We start from the raw sequence: 18,425 nt of genomic DNA on the forward strand, positions 1-18,425 counted from the left end.
CGGAGGCCCCTGTGACCGACACCCTGGAAGCCGCCCGGGCCGACGCCTACGCGACGCCGCTGGAGGACCTCAACGTCCACCGGCGCGAGCTCTTCCGCGACGACACCCTGTGGCCCTACTTCGAGCGGCTGCGGAACGAGGCGCCCGTCCACTGGTGCGCGGCCGGCGATCCCAACCCCTACTGGTCGATCACCCGCTACGCCGACATCCTGGAGGTCAACTCGAACCACCAGGTCTTCTCGTCCGAGGACGGCATCGCGCTCGGCGACAAGCCCAAGTTCCAGAACATGGGCTTCATCGCCATGGACCCGCCACGGCACGACGCGCACCGCAAGGTCGTGAGCCCGATCGTCGCCCCGCCGAACCTCGCACGCCTCGAAGGCCTGATCCGCTCGCGGGCCGGCAGGATCCTGGACGACCTTCCCGTGGGCGAGACCTTCGACTGGGTCGACCGCGTCTCGATCGAGCTCACCACCCAGATGCTGGCCACGCTGTTCGACTTCCCCTTCGACGAGCGGCGCCGGCTGACGCGGTGGTCGAACGTCGCGTCCAGCGAGCCGGGCTCGGCCTATGTGGAGACCGCCGAGCAGCGGCAGGCCGAGCTCATGGAATGCGGCGCCTACTTCGCGGGCCTCTGGAACGAGCGGGTGAACCGGGAGCCGGGCAGCGACCTGATCTCGATGCTGGCCCACAGCGAAGTCACCCGCAACATGACGCCCGAGGAGTTCCTGGGCACCATCCTGCTGCTGATCGTCGGCGGCAACGACACCACGCGCAACTCCATCAGCGGGAGCGTCGTGGCCCTGAACGAGTTCCCCGAGCAGTACGACAAGCTGCTGGCCGATCCCGCGCTGCTCGCCAGCATGGTGCCCGAGGTGATCCGCTGGCAGACGCCGATCACCTACATGCGCCGCACGGCGCTGGCCGACGTCGAGATCCACGGCAAGACCATCCGCAAGGGCGATCGCGTGCTGATGTGGTACGTCTCGGGCAACCGCGACGACGCGGCGATCGAGACCCCCGAAGCCTTCGTCATCGACCGCGAGCGGCCGCGCCAGCACATGTCGTTCGGCTTCGGCGTGCATCGCTGCGTGGGCAACCGCCTGGCGGAGCTCCAGCTCAGGATCGTCTGGGAGGAGATCCTGAAGCGCTTCCGGCGCGTGGAGGTGATGGGGCCGCCCGACCGCGTCTATTCCACCTTCATCAAGGGCTACGAGCGCCTGCCCGTGCGGCTGCACGCCTGATGACCTACGAAGACATCCTCGTCGAGACCCGGGACGCTATCGCGCTCGTCACCCTGAACCGGCCCGAGCGGATGAACGCCTGGACCTTCCGGCTGCAGGCCGAGCTCAACCACGCCTTCGCCGCCGCCGAGGCGGACGACGCGATCCGCGCCGTCGTCGTCACCGGGGCGGGCAGGGCCTTCTGCGCCGGGGCCGACCTCTCGGGGGGCGGCCAGACCTTCGCGGGCGACGGCGCGGGCGGCATGGGCTCCGAGGCCGACGCCGCGCGGATGGCCAGGAAGGTCCAGCCCTACCGGATGCGCACGCCGATCATCGCGGCCATCAACGGCCCTGCGGTGGGCGCGGGCCTGACGCTGCCCATGATGTGGGACCTGCGCGTCGTGGCCGAGGACGCCAAGCTGGGGTTCGTCTTCAACCGGCGCGGCGTGATGCCCGACGCCGACCTCATCTGGACCCTCCCGCGGATGATCGGCTACGGCCCCGCGATGGACGTGCTGCTCACCGGCCGCATCTTCGACGGCGCGGAGGCCAGGGCGCTGGGGCTGGCGCACCGGGCGGTCCGGCGCGAGGCGGTGGTCGAGACGGCGCTCGCCCTGGGCCGCGACATCGCCGCGAACACCGCCCCGGCCTCGGTCGCGATCACCAAGCGGCTGATGTACGACTTCCTCACCGAGGGCTGGCCCGAGGCCGCCCGTCTCCAGCGCGAGATGTTCGACTGGACCGGCCGCCAGGCCGACGCCCGAGAGGGCGTCCTGTCCTTCGTGGAGCGCCGCCCGCCGGCCTGGAGCCTCTCCAAGACCCGCGACTGGCCCGAGGCCCTGGGCGACTGACCATGTCCCAAGACCTGTCCGCCTTCCGGCGAGAGGCCCGCGACTGGCTGGCGGCCAGCTTCCCCGCCACGCTCGCCGCCGACCCTGCCCTGCAGGCCGTGGACGTCCACGGGCCGCCCAACACCCATCCCGACCATGTCGCCTGGAAGCGGCGGATGGGCGAGAAGGGCTGGGGCGTCCCCACCTGGCCCAGGGCCTACGGCGGCGGCGGGCTGTCACGCGCCGAGGCGGCCGTGCTGGCCGAGGAGATGGCGCGGATCGGCGCGGCCAATCCCATCGCCGGCATGTCGGTGAGCCTGCTGGGCCCCACCCTGCTGGAGTTCGGCGACGAGGCGCAGAAGCGGCGACACCTGCCGCCGGCCGCGCGCGGCGAGACCCGGTGGTGCCAGGGCTATTCCGAGCCGGGCGCGGGCTCCGACCTCGCCGCCCTGCAATGCCGGGCCGAGGACCACGGCGACCATTTCCGGGTGACCGGCCAGAAGCTGTGGACCAGCGGCGCGCACTATGCCGACGGGTGCTTCTGCCTCGTCCGCACCGACACGACGCGGAAGCACGAGGGGGTCAGCTTCCTGCTGATCGACATGCGCGCGCCGGGCGTGGAGGCGCGGCCGATCCCGCTGATCTACGGCGGGTCCACCTTCTGCGAGGTGTTCTTCACCGACGTCGCCGTGCCGAAGGAGAACCTGGTCGGGCCGCTGAACGGCGGCTGGACGATCGCCAAGCGCCTGCTCCAGTTCGAACGCACCGGGATCGGCGGCGCCAGGGAGCGGGGTGACGCTCCGTCGCTCGCCGAACGCGCCAGGGCCTACGGCGGGGCGGCGGTGGACGGCCGCCTGCTGGACGGCGACCTGCGCGCGCGGATCTCCGCCCACGACATCGACGCCCGGGCGCTCGACCTGACCCTCGAGCGCCTGCGCGCCGAGGCTCGCGCCGGCCAGGCCGGGCCCGCCGCGGACTCGGTCCTGAAGAACGCCGCGGCCGCCGTGTCCGCCGAGCGGCGCGAGCTCCTGATCGAGATCCTGGGCGGCCAGGGGCTGGGCTGGGACGGCGACGCCTATCGGTCCGACGAACTGGCCATCGTCCGCGACTGGCTCGCCGACAAGGCCAGATCGATCTACGGCGGCACGACCGAGATCCAGAACAACGTCATCGCCAAACGCATCCTGGGACTGCCGGCCGCCTAGGTGGTCCCGTTGACGGAATGGGCCGGGAATTGTCCAGACGTTTCCGGGACCTGTTCCCCGAGAATAGGCCTAGTCGCGCAGCGATGCGGGGACCTGGCCGCCGTTCTCGGCGAGCTTCTTCCAGACCGCCCTGGAGAGGGCGATGTTCTGTTCGGCGCTGCCGTGCGCGCCGGCGTTGACGCCGAGCTCGGCGGCGAGCTCCTTGCGGGCCTCCAGGCTGGAGTCCAGATCGAGCAGTTTCAGGAGGTCGACGATCGACGTCCGCCAGTTGCCGCCGCCGCCCTTCGCGGCCGCCATGGATTCCAGGACGGCTTCGACGTCGACAGGCGCCGCCGCCGGCGCGGCAGGTGGGGCTGCAGACGTCGCGGCCGGCGGCGTGGCGGGCCGGGGCGCGGCGGGGGCGGCCGTCGCCGGCGCCGCCTTGTGGCCCGTGATCTTGTCCCAGATCTTGCCGAAGAACCCCATCGATCGAACCTCCACCTGCTGTCCAGAGGCTGATCAACGGCGCAGGATCGACCGGTGTTCCCGGCTAGTGGCCGGTCAGGTAGTCGGCGACGGCCTGCTTGTCCTCGGGCGTCAGCCCTTCGGCCATGGGCGTCATGGGGCCGCCGGTCATGGCGGCGATGATCTCGGCCGGGGTCTTCCTGGCGAGCGCGTCGCGCTGCGGGGCGCGGTCGTCGCCGGATTCGTGGCATTCCTTGCAGCGCGCCGCATAGACCTCCTCCCCGCGGGACACGGGCGCGTCCGCGGCGCCGGTTCCAGGCGCCGCGAGCGTCAGGGCCATCAGGGCCGCGCCGCCCCAGGTCGATCTCAGGCGCATCTTTGCGAACTCCGGCGGTCCATGACGCCTTCCCGGGGGCGGGCCGGCGCGTTAGGGATCGTGACTACATAACGAGAGGGAGGGAGACGTCCATGCGCGGCGGAATTTCGGGCATCCTCGGCGCGGCGGTCTTGTCGCTGGCGGCCGTCGGCGCGGCGCAGGCGCAGGTGGCGCGCTCCACGCCCGGCCAGCCCGAGGCCCGCACGGCCGTCGAGCTGATGCCGGCCAAGGGCAAGCTCACCGTGACCAGCCCGGCCTTCAGGGACGGCGGCGACATCCCGTTCGCCAACACGCAGTACCGCGGCAATCACTTCCCGGGCCTCGAGTGGACGAAGGGGCCCGCGGCGACCCGGTCGTACGCGATCATCATGCAGGACAGTTCCCTCCTGCTGCGCAACGCCCCGATCCTGCATTGGACGATGTTCAACATCCCGGCGACCGTGACCTCGCTGCCGGCCGACATGGCGCCCGACGCGAACCCAGCGGGCTCGGCCTACGGTCCGAACTACATGGGCGCGGCCAAGCCGTACACCGGTCCGCGCACCCCGCCAGGGCCGAAGGACCACTACCACTTCGCCGTCTTCGCGCTCGACACCACCCTGCCGCCGGAGGCCGGCGCGAGCTACGAGGCGCTCGCCGCGGCGATGAAAGACCATATCCTGGCCAGCGGACAGGTCGTAGGTCTGGGCGAGAAGGACCCGGAGGCGCCGCCCCCGGCGCCGCGCCCCGCGGCCCAGTAGGAGACCGACCATGATCCCGATGCGCCCGGCCCTGATCGCCGCCGCGACCCTGGCCGCCGTCGCCGGCCCCGCCTGCGGCCAGGTGGAGACCCGCCCGCCGATCACGCCCTACCAGCCCGCCTTCGCCGGCCAGACCCGCGCGCCGGAACAGAAGCTGGGCGTGGCGTTCGAGCAGACCGTGGTGACGCCGGGCCTGCAGTACCCCTGGTCGCTGGCCTTCCTGCCGGACGGCCGGATGCTGGTGACCGAGCGGCGGGCGGGCAAGCTGCGCATCGTGGGCAAGGACGGCCGGCTGACCGAGGCCGCGGTCGAGGGCGTTCCCGCGGTCATGTCCGGCGGCCAGGGCGGCCTGCTGGACGTGGCGCTCGACCCGGCCTTCAGGACCAGCCGGCTGGTCTACCTGAGCTATGCCGAGCCCAACGCCGACAACACCAACAACACCGCCGTCGCCCGCGGCAAGCTGGTGGACGGGCCGACGCCGAGGCTGGAGGGGCTGACGGTGATCTACCGCCAGCGGCCCTCGCTGAACTCGCCGCTGCACTTCGGCTCGCGGCTGGTCTTCGCGCGCGACGGCAAGCTGTTCGTCACCCAGGGCGAGCGCTCGATCCCGGCCGGCCAGAAGCAGGCGCAGGACCTGGCCAGCGGCCTGGGCAAGATCGTGCGGATCAACCCCGACGGCTCGATCCCCAAGGACAACCCCTTCGTCGGCAAGGAAGGCGCCCGGCCCGAGATCTGGAGCTACGGCAACCGCAACATCCAGGCGGCCGCGCTCCATCCGCAGACCGGCGAGCTCTGGGAGGTCGAGTACGGCCCGCAGGGCGGCGACGAGGTCAACGTGATCCGCAAGGGCCACGACTACGGCTGGCCCACCATCAGCTACGGCGTGAACTACGGCCCCGCCAAGCAGCCGATCACGGGCGGCGAGACCCAGCGGCCGGGCATGGAGCAGCCGCTCTACTACTGGGACCCGGTGATCGCGCCGGCGGGCATGATCTTCTACACCGGCAAGCTGTTCCCGAAGTGGCAGGGCAGCATGCTGATCGCCGGCAAGCAGCCGCAGGGCCTGCCGGGCGGATTCATCACCCGCCTCACCTGGAAGGGTGAGAAGGTGGTCGGCGAGGAGCGGATCGACGTTCCCGGCGGCCCCTACAACTGGCGCGACATCCGCCAGGGGCCGGACGGCGCGGTCTACCTCCTGAAGGACGGCCCGGCCGGCGCCATCGTAAAGCTGACGCCAAAGGGGTGAACGGGTAGAATTGCGGTTGCGAATTAGTCGCAACAACGTACCGTGGCCGGCAAGGCTGCGGACGCGACCCCTTATCGCCTGTTCGACCTGACGCTGGTGCGGCGCGCGGCGCTGACGCCCTGCCTCACGCGCTTCACCTTCACCGGCCCCGACATGGCGCGGATGACCACCATCGCGCCGGACCAGCGGATCAAGGTGTTCTTCCCGGACTCCCGGGGCCGGGCGGCGGACATCCCGCGGCGGCCCGACTGGTACGCGTGGTGGAAGGCGCAGCCGGAGGCGGACCGCTCGCCGATGCGGACCTACACCATCCGCGCGCTCCGGCCGGCCGCCGCCGAGGTGGACATCGACTTCGTGCTGCACGGCGAGACGGGGCCGGCGTCGCGCTGGGCCATGCGGGCGCAGCCGGGCGACGCGGTGCAGATCACCGCGCCGGATCGCGCCTTCGCCGGCGAGGCGGGCGGCTACGAGTGGAAGCCGCCGCGCGACGTGCGCGACGTCCTGCTGATCGCCGACGAGACGGCCCTGCCGGCGCTCTGCGGCATCCTCGAGGACCTGGCGGCGTGGCCGGCGCCGCCGACCGTGCAGGCGTTCATCGAGACGCCGGGGCCGGACGACCGGCTGCCGCTGCCGGCCTGGCCCCGCCTCAGCGCGACCTGGATGGACCGGGCGGGCTGGGCCGAGGACGAGCCGCCGATGGTCGCGGCCGCACGGCGCGCGCGCCTGCCGCAGCCGAACGCGGTGGGCCAGGCGCTGCCCGACGTCGACGTGGACGCGGGCATCCTGTGGGACCGCGCCGAGGCGCACCGGCACGGCTTCTACGCCTGGGTGGCCGGCGAGGCGGGCTCGGTGCTCGCCATCCGCCAGCACCTGGTGAAGGACCGCGGCCTCGACCGCCGCACGCTGAACCTGATGGGCTACTGGCGCAAAGGCCGCGTGCTGGACTAGGGCCGATCCTGGCCGCCCGCCCTGCGGGCCTTCTCCCTTGCGTGAGAAGAGCTTGCCCGGACTCGATCCGGGGTATCGGCCACGGGCTGACAGAAGCGCTGACCTGTTGGCGCAGCCTGCGCCGCAGGCGCCCTGATTCTCACCACCAAGACCACGAAGACCACGAAGGGAGCCCGTTGGCGCTACGCTCAGCTCATCCGCGACGCCTTCGTGACCTTCGTGGTCTTGGTGGTGAGAATCAAAACGGCGCTGCGGCGCGCTCGAAGCCGACAGGCCCGGGGCAGGCTCTTCTCCCTGATGGCAGAAAGACGACCGGATGACCGCTGTGCGGCCGTGGACCGTGGATCGTTCCTACGGCTTGAGCTGCGAGGCGAGGTATTTGCGGACGCCTTCGCCGTAGGGCGGCCTGAGCGCCTTCATCGGCCCGAGGTCCTTCTTGAGCTGCTTGTAGATCGCCTTGCGGTGGCTGAACTCGCGGAAGCCGTCGTGGCCGTGGTAGCTGCCCATGCCCGAGGGCCCGACGCCGCCGAACGGCAGGTCCTCCTGCGCCACGTGGAAGATCACGTCGTTGACGGTGACGCCGCCGGAGGTGGTGTGCTCCAGCACCTTCGCCTCTTCCGCCGGATCGGCGCCGAAGTAGTAGAGGCCGAGCGGCCGCTCGTGGGCGTTCACATAGGCCAGCGCGTCGTCGAGGGTGCGGTAGGTCATCACCGGCAGGACGGGGCCGAAGATCTCCTCCTGCATCACCTTCATCTCGTCGGTGGGATTGAGGATCAGCGTGGGCGGGATCTTGCGGTGCTCCTGCTGGCTGAAGTCCTCGCCCGCGGGGTTGATCTCGACCACCTCGGCGCCCTTGGCGCGGGCGTCGTCGACGTAGCCCTTGATGCGCTCGTAGTGCCGCTCGGCGATGACGGAGGTGTAGTCGGGGTTGTCCTTGACGGTCGGGAACATGGCGGCGACGGCGGCCGTCGCCTGCCCTACGAACTCGCCCACGCGGTCCTGCGGCGCCAGCACGTAGTCGGGCGCCAGGCAGATCTGGCCGGCGTTCAGGGTCTTGCCCGCCATGACGCGCGCGGCGGTGGTGGCCATGTCGGCCGAGCGGCCGACGATCACCGGGCTCTTGCCGCCCAACTCCAGGGTCAGGGGCACCAGGTTCTCGGCGGCGGCCTTCATCACATGGCGCGCGATCGACGTGGCGCCGGTGAAGATCAGGTGGTCGAAGGCGAGGCCGGAGAAGGCGTGGCCGACGTCCGGTCCGCCTGTGAAGACCGCGATCTCCTCCTCGTCGAAGGCCTCGGCGAACATCTTCGCCATCAGCTCGGAGGTGGCGGGCGTGAACTCGGACGGCTTGATCATGGCGCGGTTGCCGGCCGCCAGGATGCCCGCCAGCGGCGAGAAGGTCAGGTTCACCGGGAAGTTCCACGGGCTGATCACGCCGACCGTGCCCTTGGGCTGGAAGCGCACCTCGGCCTTGGCGCCGAACAGGCCCAGGATGGCCGGCGTCGGCTTCCGCTTCTCGGGCCTCATCCAGGCGCGCAGGTGGGCCTTGGCGTGCTTCAGCGGGCCGATGGAACCGGCCACGTCGGTGATGCCGCTGACCTCGGGCGCGCGGGCGCCGAAGTCGGCGGTCAGCGCGCGGACGATGTCGGCCTCGTGCTTGACCAGCAGGCCGATGCAGCGGTCCAGCCGGCCGATCCGCACCTCGGCGCCGGGCGCGCCGTCACGGATGTGCGCCGCCTTCTGCCGCCGCAGGACCTCGGACATGCGGGCCGCTTCGCTCATCGCCGTATCCTCCCCGATATGGTGTGCATGCTGAGCGGGAAAGACGGTCGCCGTCTATGGTGTCGCGACGTCAGTGCTCGGCGGGGCCCGTCTTTGCGGCCCTCGCCAGGGCCAGCAGGATGACCGCGGCGGCGAGGCCGGCGGGGGCGATGGCGAGGAAGACCTGGCCGGGACTGGCGCCGGCGTTGCGCAGTTCGCCGGCGATCAGGGGCCCGAAGATCGAGCCCAGGCGCCCGACGCCGACGGCCGCACCGGCCCCGGCGGCCCGCAGGTGGGCGGGGTAGAGCGTCGGCGCCACGGCGTAGAGCGAGAACTGGGCGCCCATGACGAAGAAGCCGGCGGCGGCGCTGAGCGCGAAGATGGCGGCTGGCGCATCGGCGCCGGCCAGGGCGGCCATGGCCGCGGCGAGGCCGACGTAGGCGACGGCGAGCGGCCGGCGCCAGCCGAAGCGGTCGGTGATCGCGCCCACCAGCAGGCTGCCCACGACGCCCGCGATGTTGAAAGCCATGGCCGCGGCGAAGCCTTCGGACGGCGGGTGGCCCTTGTCGACGATCAGGGTCGGGAGCCAGTTCAGGGCGAGGTAGAGCACCACGAGCGTCAGCATGAAGGCCGCCCAGACCAGCACGGTCGCTACGGCGCGGCCCTCGCCGAAGAGGGCGCGGGCGAGGCTCCTGTCGGCGGCTGCGTCGGGCTCGGGCCGGGTCTCGGGCAGCAGGAAGATCAGCAGCGGGATCAGCGCGAGCGGCGCGGCGCCGCCGGCGAGGAAGATGGCGCGCCACTCCAGTTCGGGCCCGGCCAGGCGGGCGATGAGGGCCGAGGTCGCGCCGCCCACCGGCATGCCGCAGAACATGGCCGCGACGGTGGCGGCGCGTCGTTCGGGGCGGCTGATCTCGACGGCGACGGCGATCAGGTTGGGCATGGCGCCGCCGAACCCCAGCCCGGTGGCGAAGCGGGCCAGCAGCAGGGTCTCGTACGAGCTGCTCCAGGCGGTCGCGAGCGAGAACAGGCCGAACGCGGCGACCGAGGCGATCAGCACCGGCTTGCGCCCCGTGCGGTCGGCGAGCCAGCCGCCCACGAAGGCGCCGACCACGAGGCCGATCATCGCGGCGCTGCCCGCCCAGCCCATCTGCGCGGGACCGAGGCCGAGCTCCGGCGTCATCGTCGGCGCGGCGACACCGAAGGCCTGGATATCGTAGCCCTCGACCGCCGCGATCAGGAAGCAGACGAGGACGACCAGTCCCGCACCCTTTCGCGCGGCGGCGCCTGCGGCCGATGTCATGCTCCGTTCCCCCCGACTCTGCGGACCCGACCATGCGTCAGGCGCGGGCGCTTCGCCACGGGTTTGGACGCTCGCCGCCACACCCTCGCCGGAAACCCGGCCGAGCTTCACGCATTCAGGGAACCGGCGTGTCGCCGACGAATGGGACGCTTCAAGGAGAGACGCATATGCGCAACCGACTGATCGCCGCGGCCGTGTTCGGCGTGACCGGCCTTTCGCTGGTGGCGGTGGCGCCGCCGGCCGAAGCGGCCAAGCGCGTGCTCGTCTGCAAGGACGTGAAGAAGAAGGCCAACAAGGGCACGGTCATCGGCGCGCTCGCCGGCGGCGTGCTGGGCAACCAGGTCGCGGGCCACGGCGCGCGCACCGAGGGCACGGTGATCGGCGCCGGTGTCGGCGCGGTCGCCGGCCACCAGATCGCCAAGTCCAACGCCAAGAAGAAGCGCTGCCACTACGAATACCGGTGACGTCGTCCCGCCAGCGGACGGAGGGTCAGTCGCTCCAGTCGCGGCCGAAGCGTTCGATGAGGGCGAAGGCGCCGGAGGGGCCCCAGCTCCCGGCGGCGTAGGGTTTGGGCGCGAGGCCGGCCTCGGTCCAGGCGTCGGCGACGCCGTCGACCCAGCGCCAGGCCTCCTCCACCTCGTCGCGGCGGACGAAGAGGGTGGCGTCGCCGTGCAGGGCGTCCACGAGCAGGCGCTCGTAGGCGATGCGGCGGCGCGAGCCGGGGCCTTCGTAGGTCGACAGCAGCGAGAGCGACAGCGGCATCGACTGGAGCCGCATGCCGCCCTTGGTCAGCCCCGGCGCCTTGTTCATCAGCGTGAGCTTGATGTCCTCGTCCGGCTGCAGGTCGATGACCAGCTTGTTGGCCACGAGGTCGTCGGACGAGGCCTGGCCGAAGATCGAGTGCGGCACCGGCTTGAACTGGATGGCGATCTGGGTGCGCTTCTCGGGCATGCGCTTGCCGGTGCGCAGGAAGAAGGGCACGCCGGCCCAGCGCCAGTTGTCGATGTCGGCCCGTAGCGCCACGAAGGTCTCGGCGCCGCTCTTCTGGCCCCGCTCGCTCTCGTAGCTTGCGGCCTCCTTGCCCACGACGACGCCGGGCGTGTACTGGCCGCGCACCGACTTCTCGGCGGCGTCGGCGCGGCGGAAGCGGCGCAGGGACCGCAGCACCTTCACCTTCTCGTTGCGCACCGAGTCCGGCTCCATGTCGGCCGGCGGCTCCATGGCGACGAGGCAGAGGAGCTGCAGCATGTGGTTCTGCAGCATGTCGCGGAGCGCGCCGTACTCGTCGTAGTAGGGCCAGCGGGCGCCCACGCCCTCCGTCTCGGCCACCGTGATCTGCACGTGATCGATGGAGAGCGAGTTCCAGAGCGGCTCGAACAGGGTGTTGGCGAACCTGAGCGCGATCAGGTTCTGGACCGTCTCCTTGCCCAGGTAGTGGTCGATCCGGAACACCTGGCTCTCGTCGAAGACCTCCGACAGCGAGGCGTTGATGCCGCGCGAGGTCTCCAGGTCGCGGCCGATCGGCTTCTCCAGCACGATGCGGCTGCCCGGCGTGGCGAGCCCCGCCGCGCCCAGCGCGCAGGCCACCTTGATGTAGAGGCTGGGCGAGATCGCCAGGAAGAACAGCGGGGCCGTCGCGCCGTCGAGGGCGGGCGCGAGGGCGGCGACGCCCTCGGCGCTGGTGGCGTCGGCGTGGACGTAGTCGAGCCGCGCGGAGAACCGCGCCCAGACCGCCTCGTCGATCGTCTCGGCGCGCTCGTCCAGCGCCTCGCGGACCGTGTGCAGGAAGGCGTCCCGGCTGAGGTCGGCGCGGGCCGTCCCCATGATCCGGACGCCGGCCGGCAGGAAGCCGTCCGCGTCGAGGAAGTAGAGCGAGGGCAACAGCATCCGGCGCGAGAGGTCGCCGGTGGCGCCGAACAGAACGATCGCATCGGCCTGGGACGGGGCGGCCTTGGACGGGGCGGGCATCGCGGCTCCTTGACCCTGCGGGAACGCCGGAAGAAGCGCGCGGGCTGCGCCGGGTCAAGCGTTCCTGCGGCGCTTTCACAAATCAGCGAGGCCGGATCGTTTGCTGCGCCGCAGCGTTGTGCATCGGGACGGGTGGGAGAGTGATGTCGCTTGAGTCGCCAATGCTGAGCCTGCCCGCGCCGAAGCCGCTTCGGTTCGCGGACTCGGCGCTTTTCCTCGATCTGGACGGCACGCTGGCCCCCATCGCCGCGCGGCCGCAGGACGTGCGTCCGGACGGCCGGCTCACCCGCCTGCTGGAACGCCTGCACGAGAGCCTGGGCGGCCGCCTGGCCGTGGTCAGCGGCCGGACCCTCGCCGACATCGACCGCATCCTGGAAGGCCGCGTGACGTGCGCCGCCGCCGTCCACGGGCTGGTCCGCCGGGACTGCGACGGCGCGCTGCACGAGACCGCCGCGCATCCGGGCCTGGCGCGCGCCGCCGAAGCGCTCGGCGCCTTCGTCGAAACCGATCCCGGCCTGCTGCTCGAAGACAAGGGGGCGAGCGTCGCCATCCACTTCCGCCTGGCCCGCGCCCGCGCCGGCGAGGCCCGACGCCTGGCGCAGAAGCTCGCCGCCGAGACCGGGCTCGTCCTCCAGGACGGCGACATGGTCGAGGAGCTCCGCCCGCCCGGCCCGTCGAAGGGCGACTCCATCCGCGCGTTCATGGCGACGCCGCCCTTCCGCGGCGCCATCCCCATCTTCGCCGGCGACGACACCACCGACGAACACGGCTTCGCCGAGGTCGCGCGCCTGGGCGGCCACGGCGTGCTGGTCGGCCGTCCGCGCCGCACCGAGGCCCGCTACGGCCTGCGCAACGTCGAGGACGTGCTGGCCTGGCTGGAGGCGGCGAAGTAGATGGGCCAGCGGCTGATCGTCGTCTCCAACCGCGTCAGCCCGCCGAGCGGCGAGGGCGAGGAGAGCGTGGGCGGCTTGGCCATGGCGCTGGCCGCGGCCTTGCGCGAATACTCCGGCGTCTGGTTCGGCTGGTCGGGCCAGACGACGCCGAAGTTCACCGGCGAGCTGAACGTTCAGGAGGTGGGCGGGGTCACCGCCGCCACGGTGGACCTCGAAGAGGTCGACGTCGACGAATACTACAACGGCTACGCCAACAAGACGCTCTGGCCGCTGTTCCACTACCGCACCGACCTGGCCGCTTTCGATCGCGCCTTCGGCGAAGGCTACCGGCGCGTCAACCGCCGCTTCGCCGAGACCCTGAGGCCGCTGATCCAGCCCGACGACCTGATCTGGGTGCATGACTACCACCTGATCCCGCTGGCGCGGGAGCTGCGCGCGCTGGGGGTCAAGAACCGGATCGGCTTCTTCCTGCACGTGCCGTGGCCGGCGCACCAGGTGATGATCAACCTGCCTCGCCACCGCCAGCTCGTGGCGGCGATGTTCGACTACGACCTCGTGGGCTTCCACACCGCCGAGTACCAGCAGGCGTTCGAGGAGTACGTGCTGAACGAAGCCGAGGGCATGACGCCGCGCGCGGGCGAACTGCGCGCGTTCGGCCGCCTCCTCGAAGTGGGCCACTTCCCGATCGGCATCGACGCCCCCGACTTCGCCCGCATGATGAAGACCGGCCGGGCGCGGCGCATGCGCGACCTGATGCGCGCCCACACCGTCTTCCGCCACCTGATCGTGGGCGTGGACCGGCTGGACTATTCCAAGGGCCTGGAGGAGCGGTTCCTCGGCTTCGAGACCTTCCTCACCCAGAACCCGGACCTGCGCCGCGAGGTCCTGATGCTGCAGATCGCGCCGCCGTCGCGGGAGTCGGTCGAAGCCTACCAGGAGATCCGCGGCCGGCTCGACGGGCTCTCGGGTCGGATCAACGGCGAGTTCGCCGACGTCGACTGGGCGCCGTTCCGGTGGGTGAACCGCAACTACCGCCGCGACGAGCTGGCCGGCATCTACGGCGCGGCCCGCGTCGGGCTCGTGACCCCCCTGCGCGACGGCATGAACCTGGTCGCGAAGGAGTATGTGGCCGCGCAGGACCCCGAGGATCCCGGCGTGCTGATCCTGTCCCGGTTCGCCGGCGCCGCGCGGCAATTGGGCGACGCCCTGCTCGTCAACCCCCACAGTCCCGAAGAGATCGCCGAGGCGCTGAAGCGTGCGCTCGGCATGGAGAAGGCCGAGCGCGTCCGCCGCTGGCGCGCGCTCTTCGAGAACGTCACCACCGAAGACGTCACCGCCTGGCGCGACAGCTTCGTGGCCGCGCTTGCCGGCAAGGGCGTGCTCAAGCCGGCGATGGTGGTGTGATCCAACGAAACCGGCGCCGCCCAACTCGACACCAAGCCCACCAAGGCCACGAAGAGGCTGGCGCCGACCTCGGTCTCAGCCCGCGTAGCCGTCGACGATGTAGACGCGGCTGGTCGAGGTGGCCTCGCGGATCGGCAGGATCGCCAGGTACTCCGGCGAGGTGCGCCAGGCCCGCGCCGCCTCGCGGCTCTCGAAGCGCAGCACCACGAGCTTGTCGGGCGGGCCGGGGCCGTCGACCCGCTCCGGGTCCCCGCCGCGGATCACATATTCCCCGCCGTACTTCGCGAGGATCGCGGGCACCTGCTGCGAATAGGTCTGGAACCGCTCGGGCTCGGTGACGACGATCTCGTTGATGACGTAGGCGGCCATGCCGGCGAGGCTAGCGTGCGGGTCGGCGGCGCGCCATCCGGCCGTCGCGGCGAAGGTTCCCCGCGGCCCGCCGCCCGACACAATCGGGAAACAGCCGGGGGCTAGGTCAGACCGGAATTCGAAGATGTGGGGGGGAAGCCATGATCGTCCGCTCGCTGGCTGCGGCCGTCCTGTCGTTCAGCCTGCTGGCCGGGCCCGCCCTGGCCCAGGCGCCCGGCGGCTACCAGCCGCCCGCCGCGGCGCCCGCGGGCGCGCCGGCCACGCTGACGATCGGCCAGGGGGTGCTGAAGGGGTCGCGCGCCGAGGGCGTGGACTACTTCTACGCCATCCCGTTCGCGCCGGCGCCGGTGGGCGACCTGCGCTGGCGGCCGCCCGGCGCGGCCCCCGCCTGGACCGGCGAGCGCGACGCCACCGAGGCGCCGCCCAGTTGCCAGTCGAACGAGGACTGCCTCTACCTGAACGTCGTGCGGCCCGCCGGGGCGAAGCGGGGCGCCAGGCTCCCGGTCATCGTCTGGATCCACGGCAGCGCCTTCCGCGTCGGCCAGGCGATCGGCGCGTTCGGGGCCGACACCGAAGGGACCGAGTTCGCGAAGAAGGGCGTCATCGTCGTCGGCGTGAACCACCGCCTGGGCCGCGCCGGCTGGTTCGCCCACCCCGCGCTCACGAAAGAGCCGGGGCTGACCGCCAACTACGGCAACATGGACCAGATCGCCGCCCTGAAGTGGGTGCAGGCCAACATCGCCGCGTTCGGGGGCGATCCGCGGAACGTGACCGCCGTGGGCGAAAGCGCCGGGGCCATGGGCATCCTCAACATGATGATCTCGCCTGAGGCGAAGGGGCTGTTCCAGCGGGCGGTCGTGGAGTCGGGCTTCGCGCGCACCACGCCCACGCCCCTCGCGGACGCCGAGGCGACCGGCGTGAAGCTGGCCGAAGCCGCCGGCGTGACGGGCGACGGGCCCGAGGCGGCCGCGGCGCTGCGCAAGCTGCCGCTGAGCGCGCTGGGCGGGGCCGGCCGCATCGGCGCGCCCGGCGGGCCGTTCCCGGTGATGGACGGCAGGCTCTACGCCGAGACGGTCATCCAGGGCTTCACCGCGGGCCACGAGGCGAAGATCCCGCTGATCATCGGCGGCAACTCGCACGAGGCCAGCCTGGTGCGGCCGACGGCGGCGATGCTGGCGGCCCAGCCCGCCGAGCGGCAGGCGGCGCTGATGACGGTGTTCGGGGACGACAAGGGCAAGGCGATCAACGACTTCGTCACCGTCCAGTCGATCACCGAGCCCGACCGCGCCATCGCCCGCCTGCACGCGAGGAACGGCGCCCCGATGTGGCTCTACTACTTCAGCTACGTCCCGGCGGCCGAGGCGGCGCGCAAGCCCTATGGCGCGGCCCACGTGGACGAGGTCCGCTTCGTCTTCGGCCAGCCGCGGGCCTCGTTCGCGGGGGAAGACCTGCCGCTCTCCGACGCCATGAACCGGTACTGGGCCAACTTCGCCAGGACCGGCCGCCCCGGCGCCGTGGGCGGCGTCGCCTGGCCGAAGTTCGACCTCGCCCGCGAGGCCCAGATCGAGTTCGGCGCCGAGGGGCCGAAGGTCCGCGAGCACCTGTTGAAGGACTGGCGCGACTTCGTCGAGGCCCAGGCGAAGTAGAGCCTCCCCATCCCGCTGCGGTCGACCAGGCCGGTCTCGGGGTCGCGCCGAATCCGTTCGGCGTTCCGTCGCGCAACCGACACGAGGCTGTCGCACGCCCCGGTCCATACTGCCGCCCGTGTAATGGAGGCGTGCATGCTCGATACCGGGTTCGAGGTCCGCGACACGGCGATGGTCCTGACGGCGGCCTATGTCCTGTGGGGCGGATGGCTGGTGACCGCGGCCGGCGTCGTCGCCTGCCGCCGCCTCATGAGGACGCCGGGCTCGCGCCGGCGCGGCGCAGAGCTCCTGGCCGCGACCTTCGCGCCGGTCGCCCACATCGCGCTCTGGGCCGCGATGGCGCGCTTCGCCGACGGCGGAAGCGACATGGGGACGGCCGGGTTCGCGGCCGCCGCCGGCCTCCACCTCCTGATGGTCTTCGCCGGGCCGATGGAGGCGATGCGCCGGGCCGCCGCCCTGCCGCCGCGCGCCGGACGGCCCACCCGCCTTACGGTGCGATCCGCAGGGACGGCGGCGCCGAGCGCTGCTGCGCGTCGAGCGGGCCTCGCCTGAAGCCCTCGCGCACGCCGCCGGGCGAGCCGAACTCCAGCAGGCGGTCGGTCCTGGCGTCGTAGGCCGGCCAGTCGGCGCAGGGGCGGCCGGTCCTGGCGAAGTCGACCCAGCAGCCGTGCATGCGGGCGGCCATGGCGCGGTCCTCGTCGCTGACCGCGCTCATCGGCGTGCGCCGGCCCCAGTATTCGAAGACGTACTGGATCTCGGCGGCGTGGGCGGCGCGCGTCATGCCCGACGAGCGGAAGCGGCTGCCGACGTAGGAGAAGTGGTAGAGGTACGCGGGCTTGCCCGTCGCCGCGCGGCCGGCGATCCAGCGGGCGGGGGCGCCGAACATGCGGTCGGTGAAGCGGTCGCGGTCGGCGTCGGTCCTGAGCTGCTCGCCGGGGCCCAGCAGGCCGCCGAACGCGACGGCGTCCTCGCCCGAGTTCCAGCCGATGATCAGGGGCGCGTCGATGGCGCGGCCGCGCCTGAACGCCTGGGCGGGGCTCAGCGTCATCAGCTTGCCGTCCTGGAACGGGCCGTAGTCGCCGGCGAGCGGGACCAGCTTCTCGAACGGGATCTCGCGCAGTTGCGCGGCGGTGGCGTTCGGCGGCGCGCCGGCCTTGACGAGCGCCTCGGCGCCCGCGGCCTCCATCGTCGCCAGCGAGCGCGGCGGCGACCAGCCGCCGCCCGACTGCACGATGGCGCCCTTGAAGAGGCCCCTGGCGCCCGGCGTCGCGAGCAGCGCCAGCACGCTGGCCCCGCCCGCGCTCTCGCCGAAGACGGTGACGTTGGCCGGGTCGCCGCCGAACGCGGCGATGTTCCGCCGCACCCACTTCAGCGCCGCGATCTGGTCCATCAGCCCGAAGTTGCCCGTGGGCTCCGCGCCCGCCGCCTTGGTCAGCGCCGGATGCGCCAGGTAGCCCAGCGCCCCCAGCCGGTAGTTGATCGAGACCAGGACCACGCCGTCGCGGGCGAAGTTCTGGCCGTCGTAGACCCAGCCGGCGCCGACCCGGTGGCCGCCGCCGTGGATCCACACCATCACCGGGGCCTTCTTCACCGCTTTCGGCGCGAAGACGTAGAGCTGCAGGCAGTCCTCCGAGACCGGCCCGTTGGCGCCGCCGAAGGCATTGGGCGAGCCGTCGGCGTTCATCGGCTGCGGGCACGACGGGCCGTTCTTCGTGGCGTCGCGCCGGCTGCTCCAGCGCGTCGGCGCCTGCGGCGGCCGCCAGCGGAGCGCGCCGACAGGGGCCGCGGCATAGGGTACGGCGCGGAAGATGTTCGCCCGATCGGTCGCCTCGCCGGTGACGATCCCGGTCTGCGTCCTCGCCGTCGGGGCCTGGGCCCACGCCGCCCCGGCCGCCGCCAGCCCGAACGCCGCCGCCAACCCCGCGAGCTTCCGCATGACGCCTCCCGTGACCTGCGCCGGAACTAGGCCCGTTTTGCGCGCGGGCGGCAACGGCCGTCCTTTCGGCCACGGCGGCGGAGGCGGCGGGCCGCCGGCCTGATTCCCCGTGGGACCTTGACTCCGATGTCCCGAG

18 protein-coding genes are annotated in these 18,425 nt (G+C 72.2%); 11 read left to right on the forward strand and 7 right to left on the reverse strand.

The window, feature by feature from the left end:
- The first annotated feature begins 11 nt into the window (after positions 1-11).
- The 3 genes from KF737_RS00885 to KF737_RS00895 are packed head-to-tail and all read left to right on the forward strand — an operon-like array spanning position 12 to position 3,258.
- Complete coding sequence (locus KF737_RS00885) at positions 12-1,244, forward strand: cytochrome P450 (RefSeq protein WP_296449282.1); 1,233 nt, start codon at positions 12-14, stop codon at positions 1,242-1,244.
- On the forward strand, positions 1,244-2,074 hold the full coding sequence (locus KF737_RS00890; RefSeq protein ID WP_296449285.1) for an enoyl-CoA hydratase-related protein: 831 nt from the start codon (positions 1,244-1,246) through the stop codon (positions 2,072-2,074). The genes KF737_RS00885 and KF737_RS00890 overlap by 1 nt, the downstream gene beginning before the upstream one ends.
- A 2-nt stretch (positions 2,075-2,076) precedes the next feature.
- Complete coding sequence (locus KF737_RS00895) at positions 2,077-3,258, forward strand: acyl-CoA dehydrogenase family protein (protein ID WP_296449288.1); 1,182 nt, start codon at positions 2,077-2,079, stop codon at positions 3,256-3,258.
- A 69-nt stretch (positions 3,259-3,327) separates the two neighbouring features.
- Here KF737_RS00895 and KF737_RS00900 read toward each other — a convergent pair whose 3' ends face one another.
- Both KF737_RS00900 and KF737_RS00905 read right to left on the reverse strand, forming a co-directional pair.
- The gene (locus KF737_RS00900; RefSeq protein ID WP_296449292.1) at positions 3,328-3,723 is read right to left on the reverse strand and encodes a DUF3597 family protein; all 396 of its coding nucleotides are present in this window, start codon (positions 3,721-3,723) and stop codon (positions 3,328-3,330) included.
- A gap of 64 nt (positions 3,724-3,787) precedes the next feature.
- On the reverse strand, positions 3,788-4,078 hold the full coding sequence (locus tag KF737_RS00905) for a cytochrome c (protein WP_296449295.1): 291 nt from the start codon (positions 4,076-4,078) through the stop codon (positions 3,788-3,790).
- 92 nt (positions 4,079-4,170) lie between these two features.
- Between KF737_RS00905 and KF737_RS00910 the strand changes: the two genes are divergently transcribed.
- Genes KF737_RS00910 through KF737_RS00920 form a run of 3 tightly spaced genes read left to right on the forward strand, consistent with a single transcriptional unit; the run spans position 4,171 to position 7,012 of the window.
- Positions 4,171-4,818, forward strand: a complete 648-nt coding sequence (locus KF737_RS00910; protein WP_296449298.1) for a YbhB/YbcL family Raf kinase inhibitor-like protein — start codon at positions 4,171-4,173, stop codon at positions 4,816-4,818.
- Between the two features lie 10 nt (positions 4,819-4,828).
- Entirely contained in the window at positions 4,829-6,064 is a 1,236-nt protein-coding gene (locus tag KF737_RS00915; protein ID WP_296449301.1) for a PQQ-dependent sugar dehydrogenase, read from the forward strand.
- 42 nt (positions 6,065-6,106) lie between these two features.
- Positions 6,107-7,012: a siderophore-interacting protein gene (locus tag KF737_RS00920; RefSeq protein WP_296449304.1), complete on the forward strand. Its 906-nt coding sequence runs from the start codon at positions 6,107-6,109 to the stop codon at positions 7,010-7,012.
- A 351-nt stretch (positions 7,013-7,363) separates the two neighbouring features.
- Here the strand turns inward: KF737_RS00920 and KF737_RS00925 are convergent, their stop codons facing one another.
- Together KF737_RS00925 and mhpT are read right to left on the reverse strand one after the other, a co-directional pair.
- On the reverse strand, positions 7,364-8,794 hold the full coding sequence (locus KF737_RS00925) for a coniferyl aldehyde dehydrogenase (protein WP_296449307.1): 1,431 nt from the start codon (positions 8,792-8,794) through the stop codon (positions 7,364-7,366).
- A 70-nt stretch (positions 8,795-8,864) separates the two neighbouring features.
- Positions 8,865-10,073: a 3-(3-hydroxy-phenyl)propionate transporter MhpT gene (gene mhpT, locus KF737_RS00930; protein ID WP_296449310.1), complete on the reverse strand. Its 1,209-nt coding sequence runs from the start codon at positions 10,071-10,073 to the stop codon at positions 8,865-8,867.
- 167 nt (positions 10,074-10,240) lie between these two features.
- Here mhpT and KF737_RS00935 point away from each other — a divergent pair, with 167 nt between their 5' ends.
- Positions 10,241-10,537: a glycine zipper 2TM domain-containing protein gene (locus tag KF737_RS00935; RefSeq protein ID WP_296449313.1), complete on the forward strand. Its 297-nt coding sequence runs from the start codon at positions 10,241-10,243 to the stop codon at positions 10,535-10,537.
- Positions 10,538-10,562: 25 nt separating this feature from the next.
- On the opposite strand, the gene zwf is transcribed toward KF737_RS00935, so the two are convergent.
- Positions 10,563-12,041: a glucose-6-phosphate dehydrogenase gene (gene zwf / locus KF737_RS00940; protein ID WP_296449316.1), complete on the reverse strand. Its 1,479-nt coding sequence runs from the start codon at positions 12,039-12,041 to the stop codon at positions 10,563-10,565.
- 161 nt (positions 12,042-12,202) lie between these two features.
- Between zwf and otsB the strand changes: the two genes are divergently transcribed.
- The gene (gene otsB, locus KF737_RS00945; protein ID WP_296449319.1) at positions 12,203-12,934 is read left to right on the forward strand and encodes a trehalose-phosphatase; all 732 of its coding nucleotides are present in this window, start codon (positions 12,203-12,205) and stop codon (positions 12,932-12,934) included.
- Positions 12,935-14,338, forward strand: coding sequence for a trehalose-6-phosphate synthase (locus KF737_RS00950; protein WP_296449322.1), 1,404 nt, complete (start codon positions 12,935-12,937; stop codon positions 14,336-14,338).
- A 75-nt stretch (positions 14,339-14,413) separates the two neighbouring features.
- On the opposite strand, the gene KF737_RS00955 is transcribed toward KF737_RS00950, so the two are convergent.
- Positions 14,414-14,707, reverse strand: a complete 294-nt coding sequence (locus KF737_RS00955) for a DUF1330 domain-containing protein (RefSeq protein WP_296449326.1) — start codon at positions 14,705-14,707, stop codon at positions 14,414-14,416.
- Between the two features lie 140 nt (positions 14,708-14,847).
- Between KF737_RS00955 and KF737_RS00960 the strand changes: the two genes are divergently transcribed.
- The gene (locus KF737_RS00960; protein ID WP_296449329.1) at positions 14,848-16,353 is read left to right on the forward strand and encodes a carboxylesterase family protein; all 1,506 of its coding nucleotides are present in this window, start codon (positions 14,848-14,850) and stop codon (positions 16,351-16,353) included.
- A 135-nt stretch (positions 16,354-16,488) separates the two neighbouring features.
- Complete coding sequence (locus tag KF737_RS00965; RefSeq protein WP_296449332.1) at positions 16,489-16,905, forward strand: hypothetical protein; 417 nt, start codon at positions 16,489-16,491, stop codon at positions 16,903-16,905.
- Here the strand turns inward: KF737_RS00965 and KF737_RS00970 are convergent.
- On the reverse strand, positions 16,841-18,289 hold the full coding sequence (locus KF737_RS00970) for a carboxylesterase family protein (RefSeq protein ID WP_296449335.1): 1,449 nt from the start codon (positions 18,287-18,289) through the stop codon (positions 16,841-16,843). The two genes, KF737_RS00965 and KF737_RS00970, sit on opposite strands and share 65 nt — an antisense overlap.
- Between the last annotated feature and the right edge of the window lie 136 nt (positions 18,290-18,425).

Source organism: Phenylobacterium sp., assembly GCF_019636135.1.
Classification (GTDB): domain Bacteria; phylum Pseudomonadota; class Alphaproteobacteria; order Caulobacterales; family Caulobacteraceae; genus Phenylobacterium.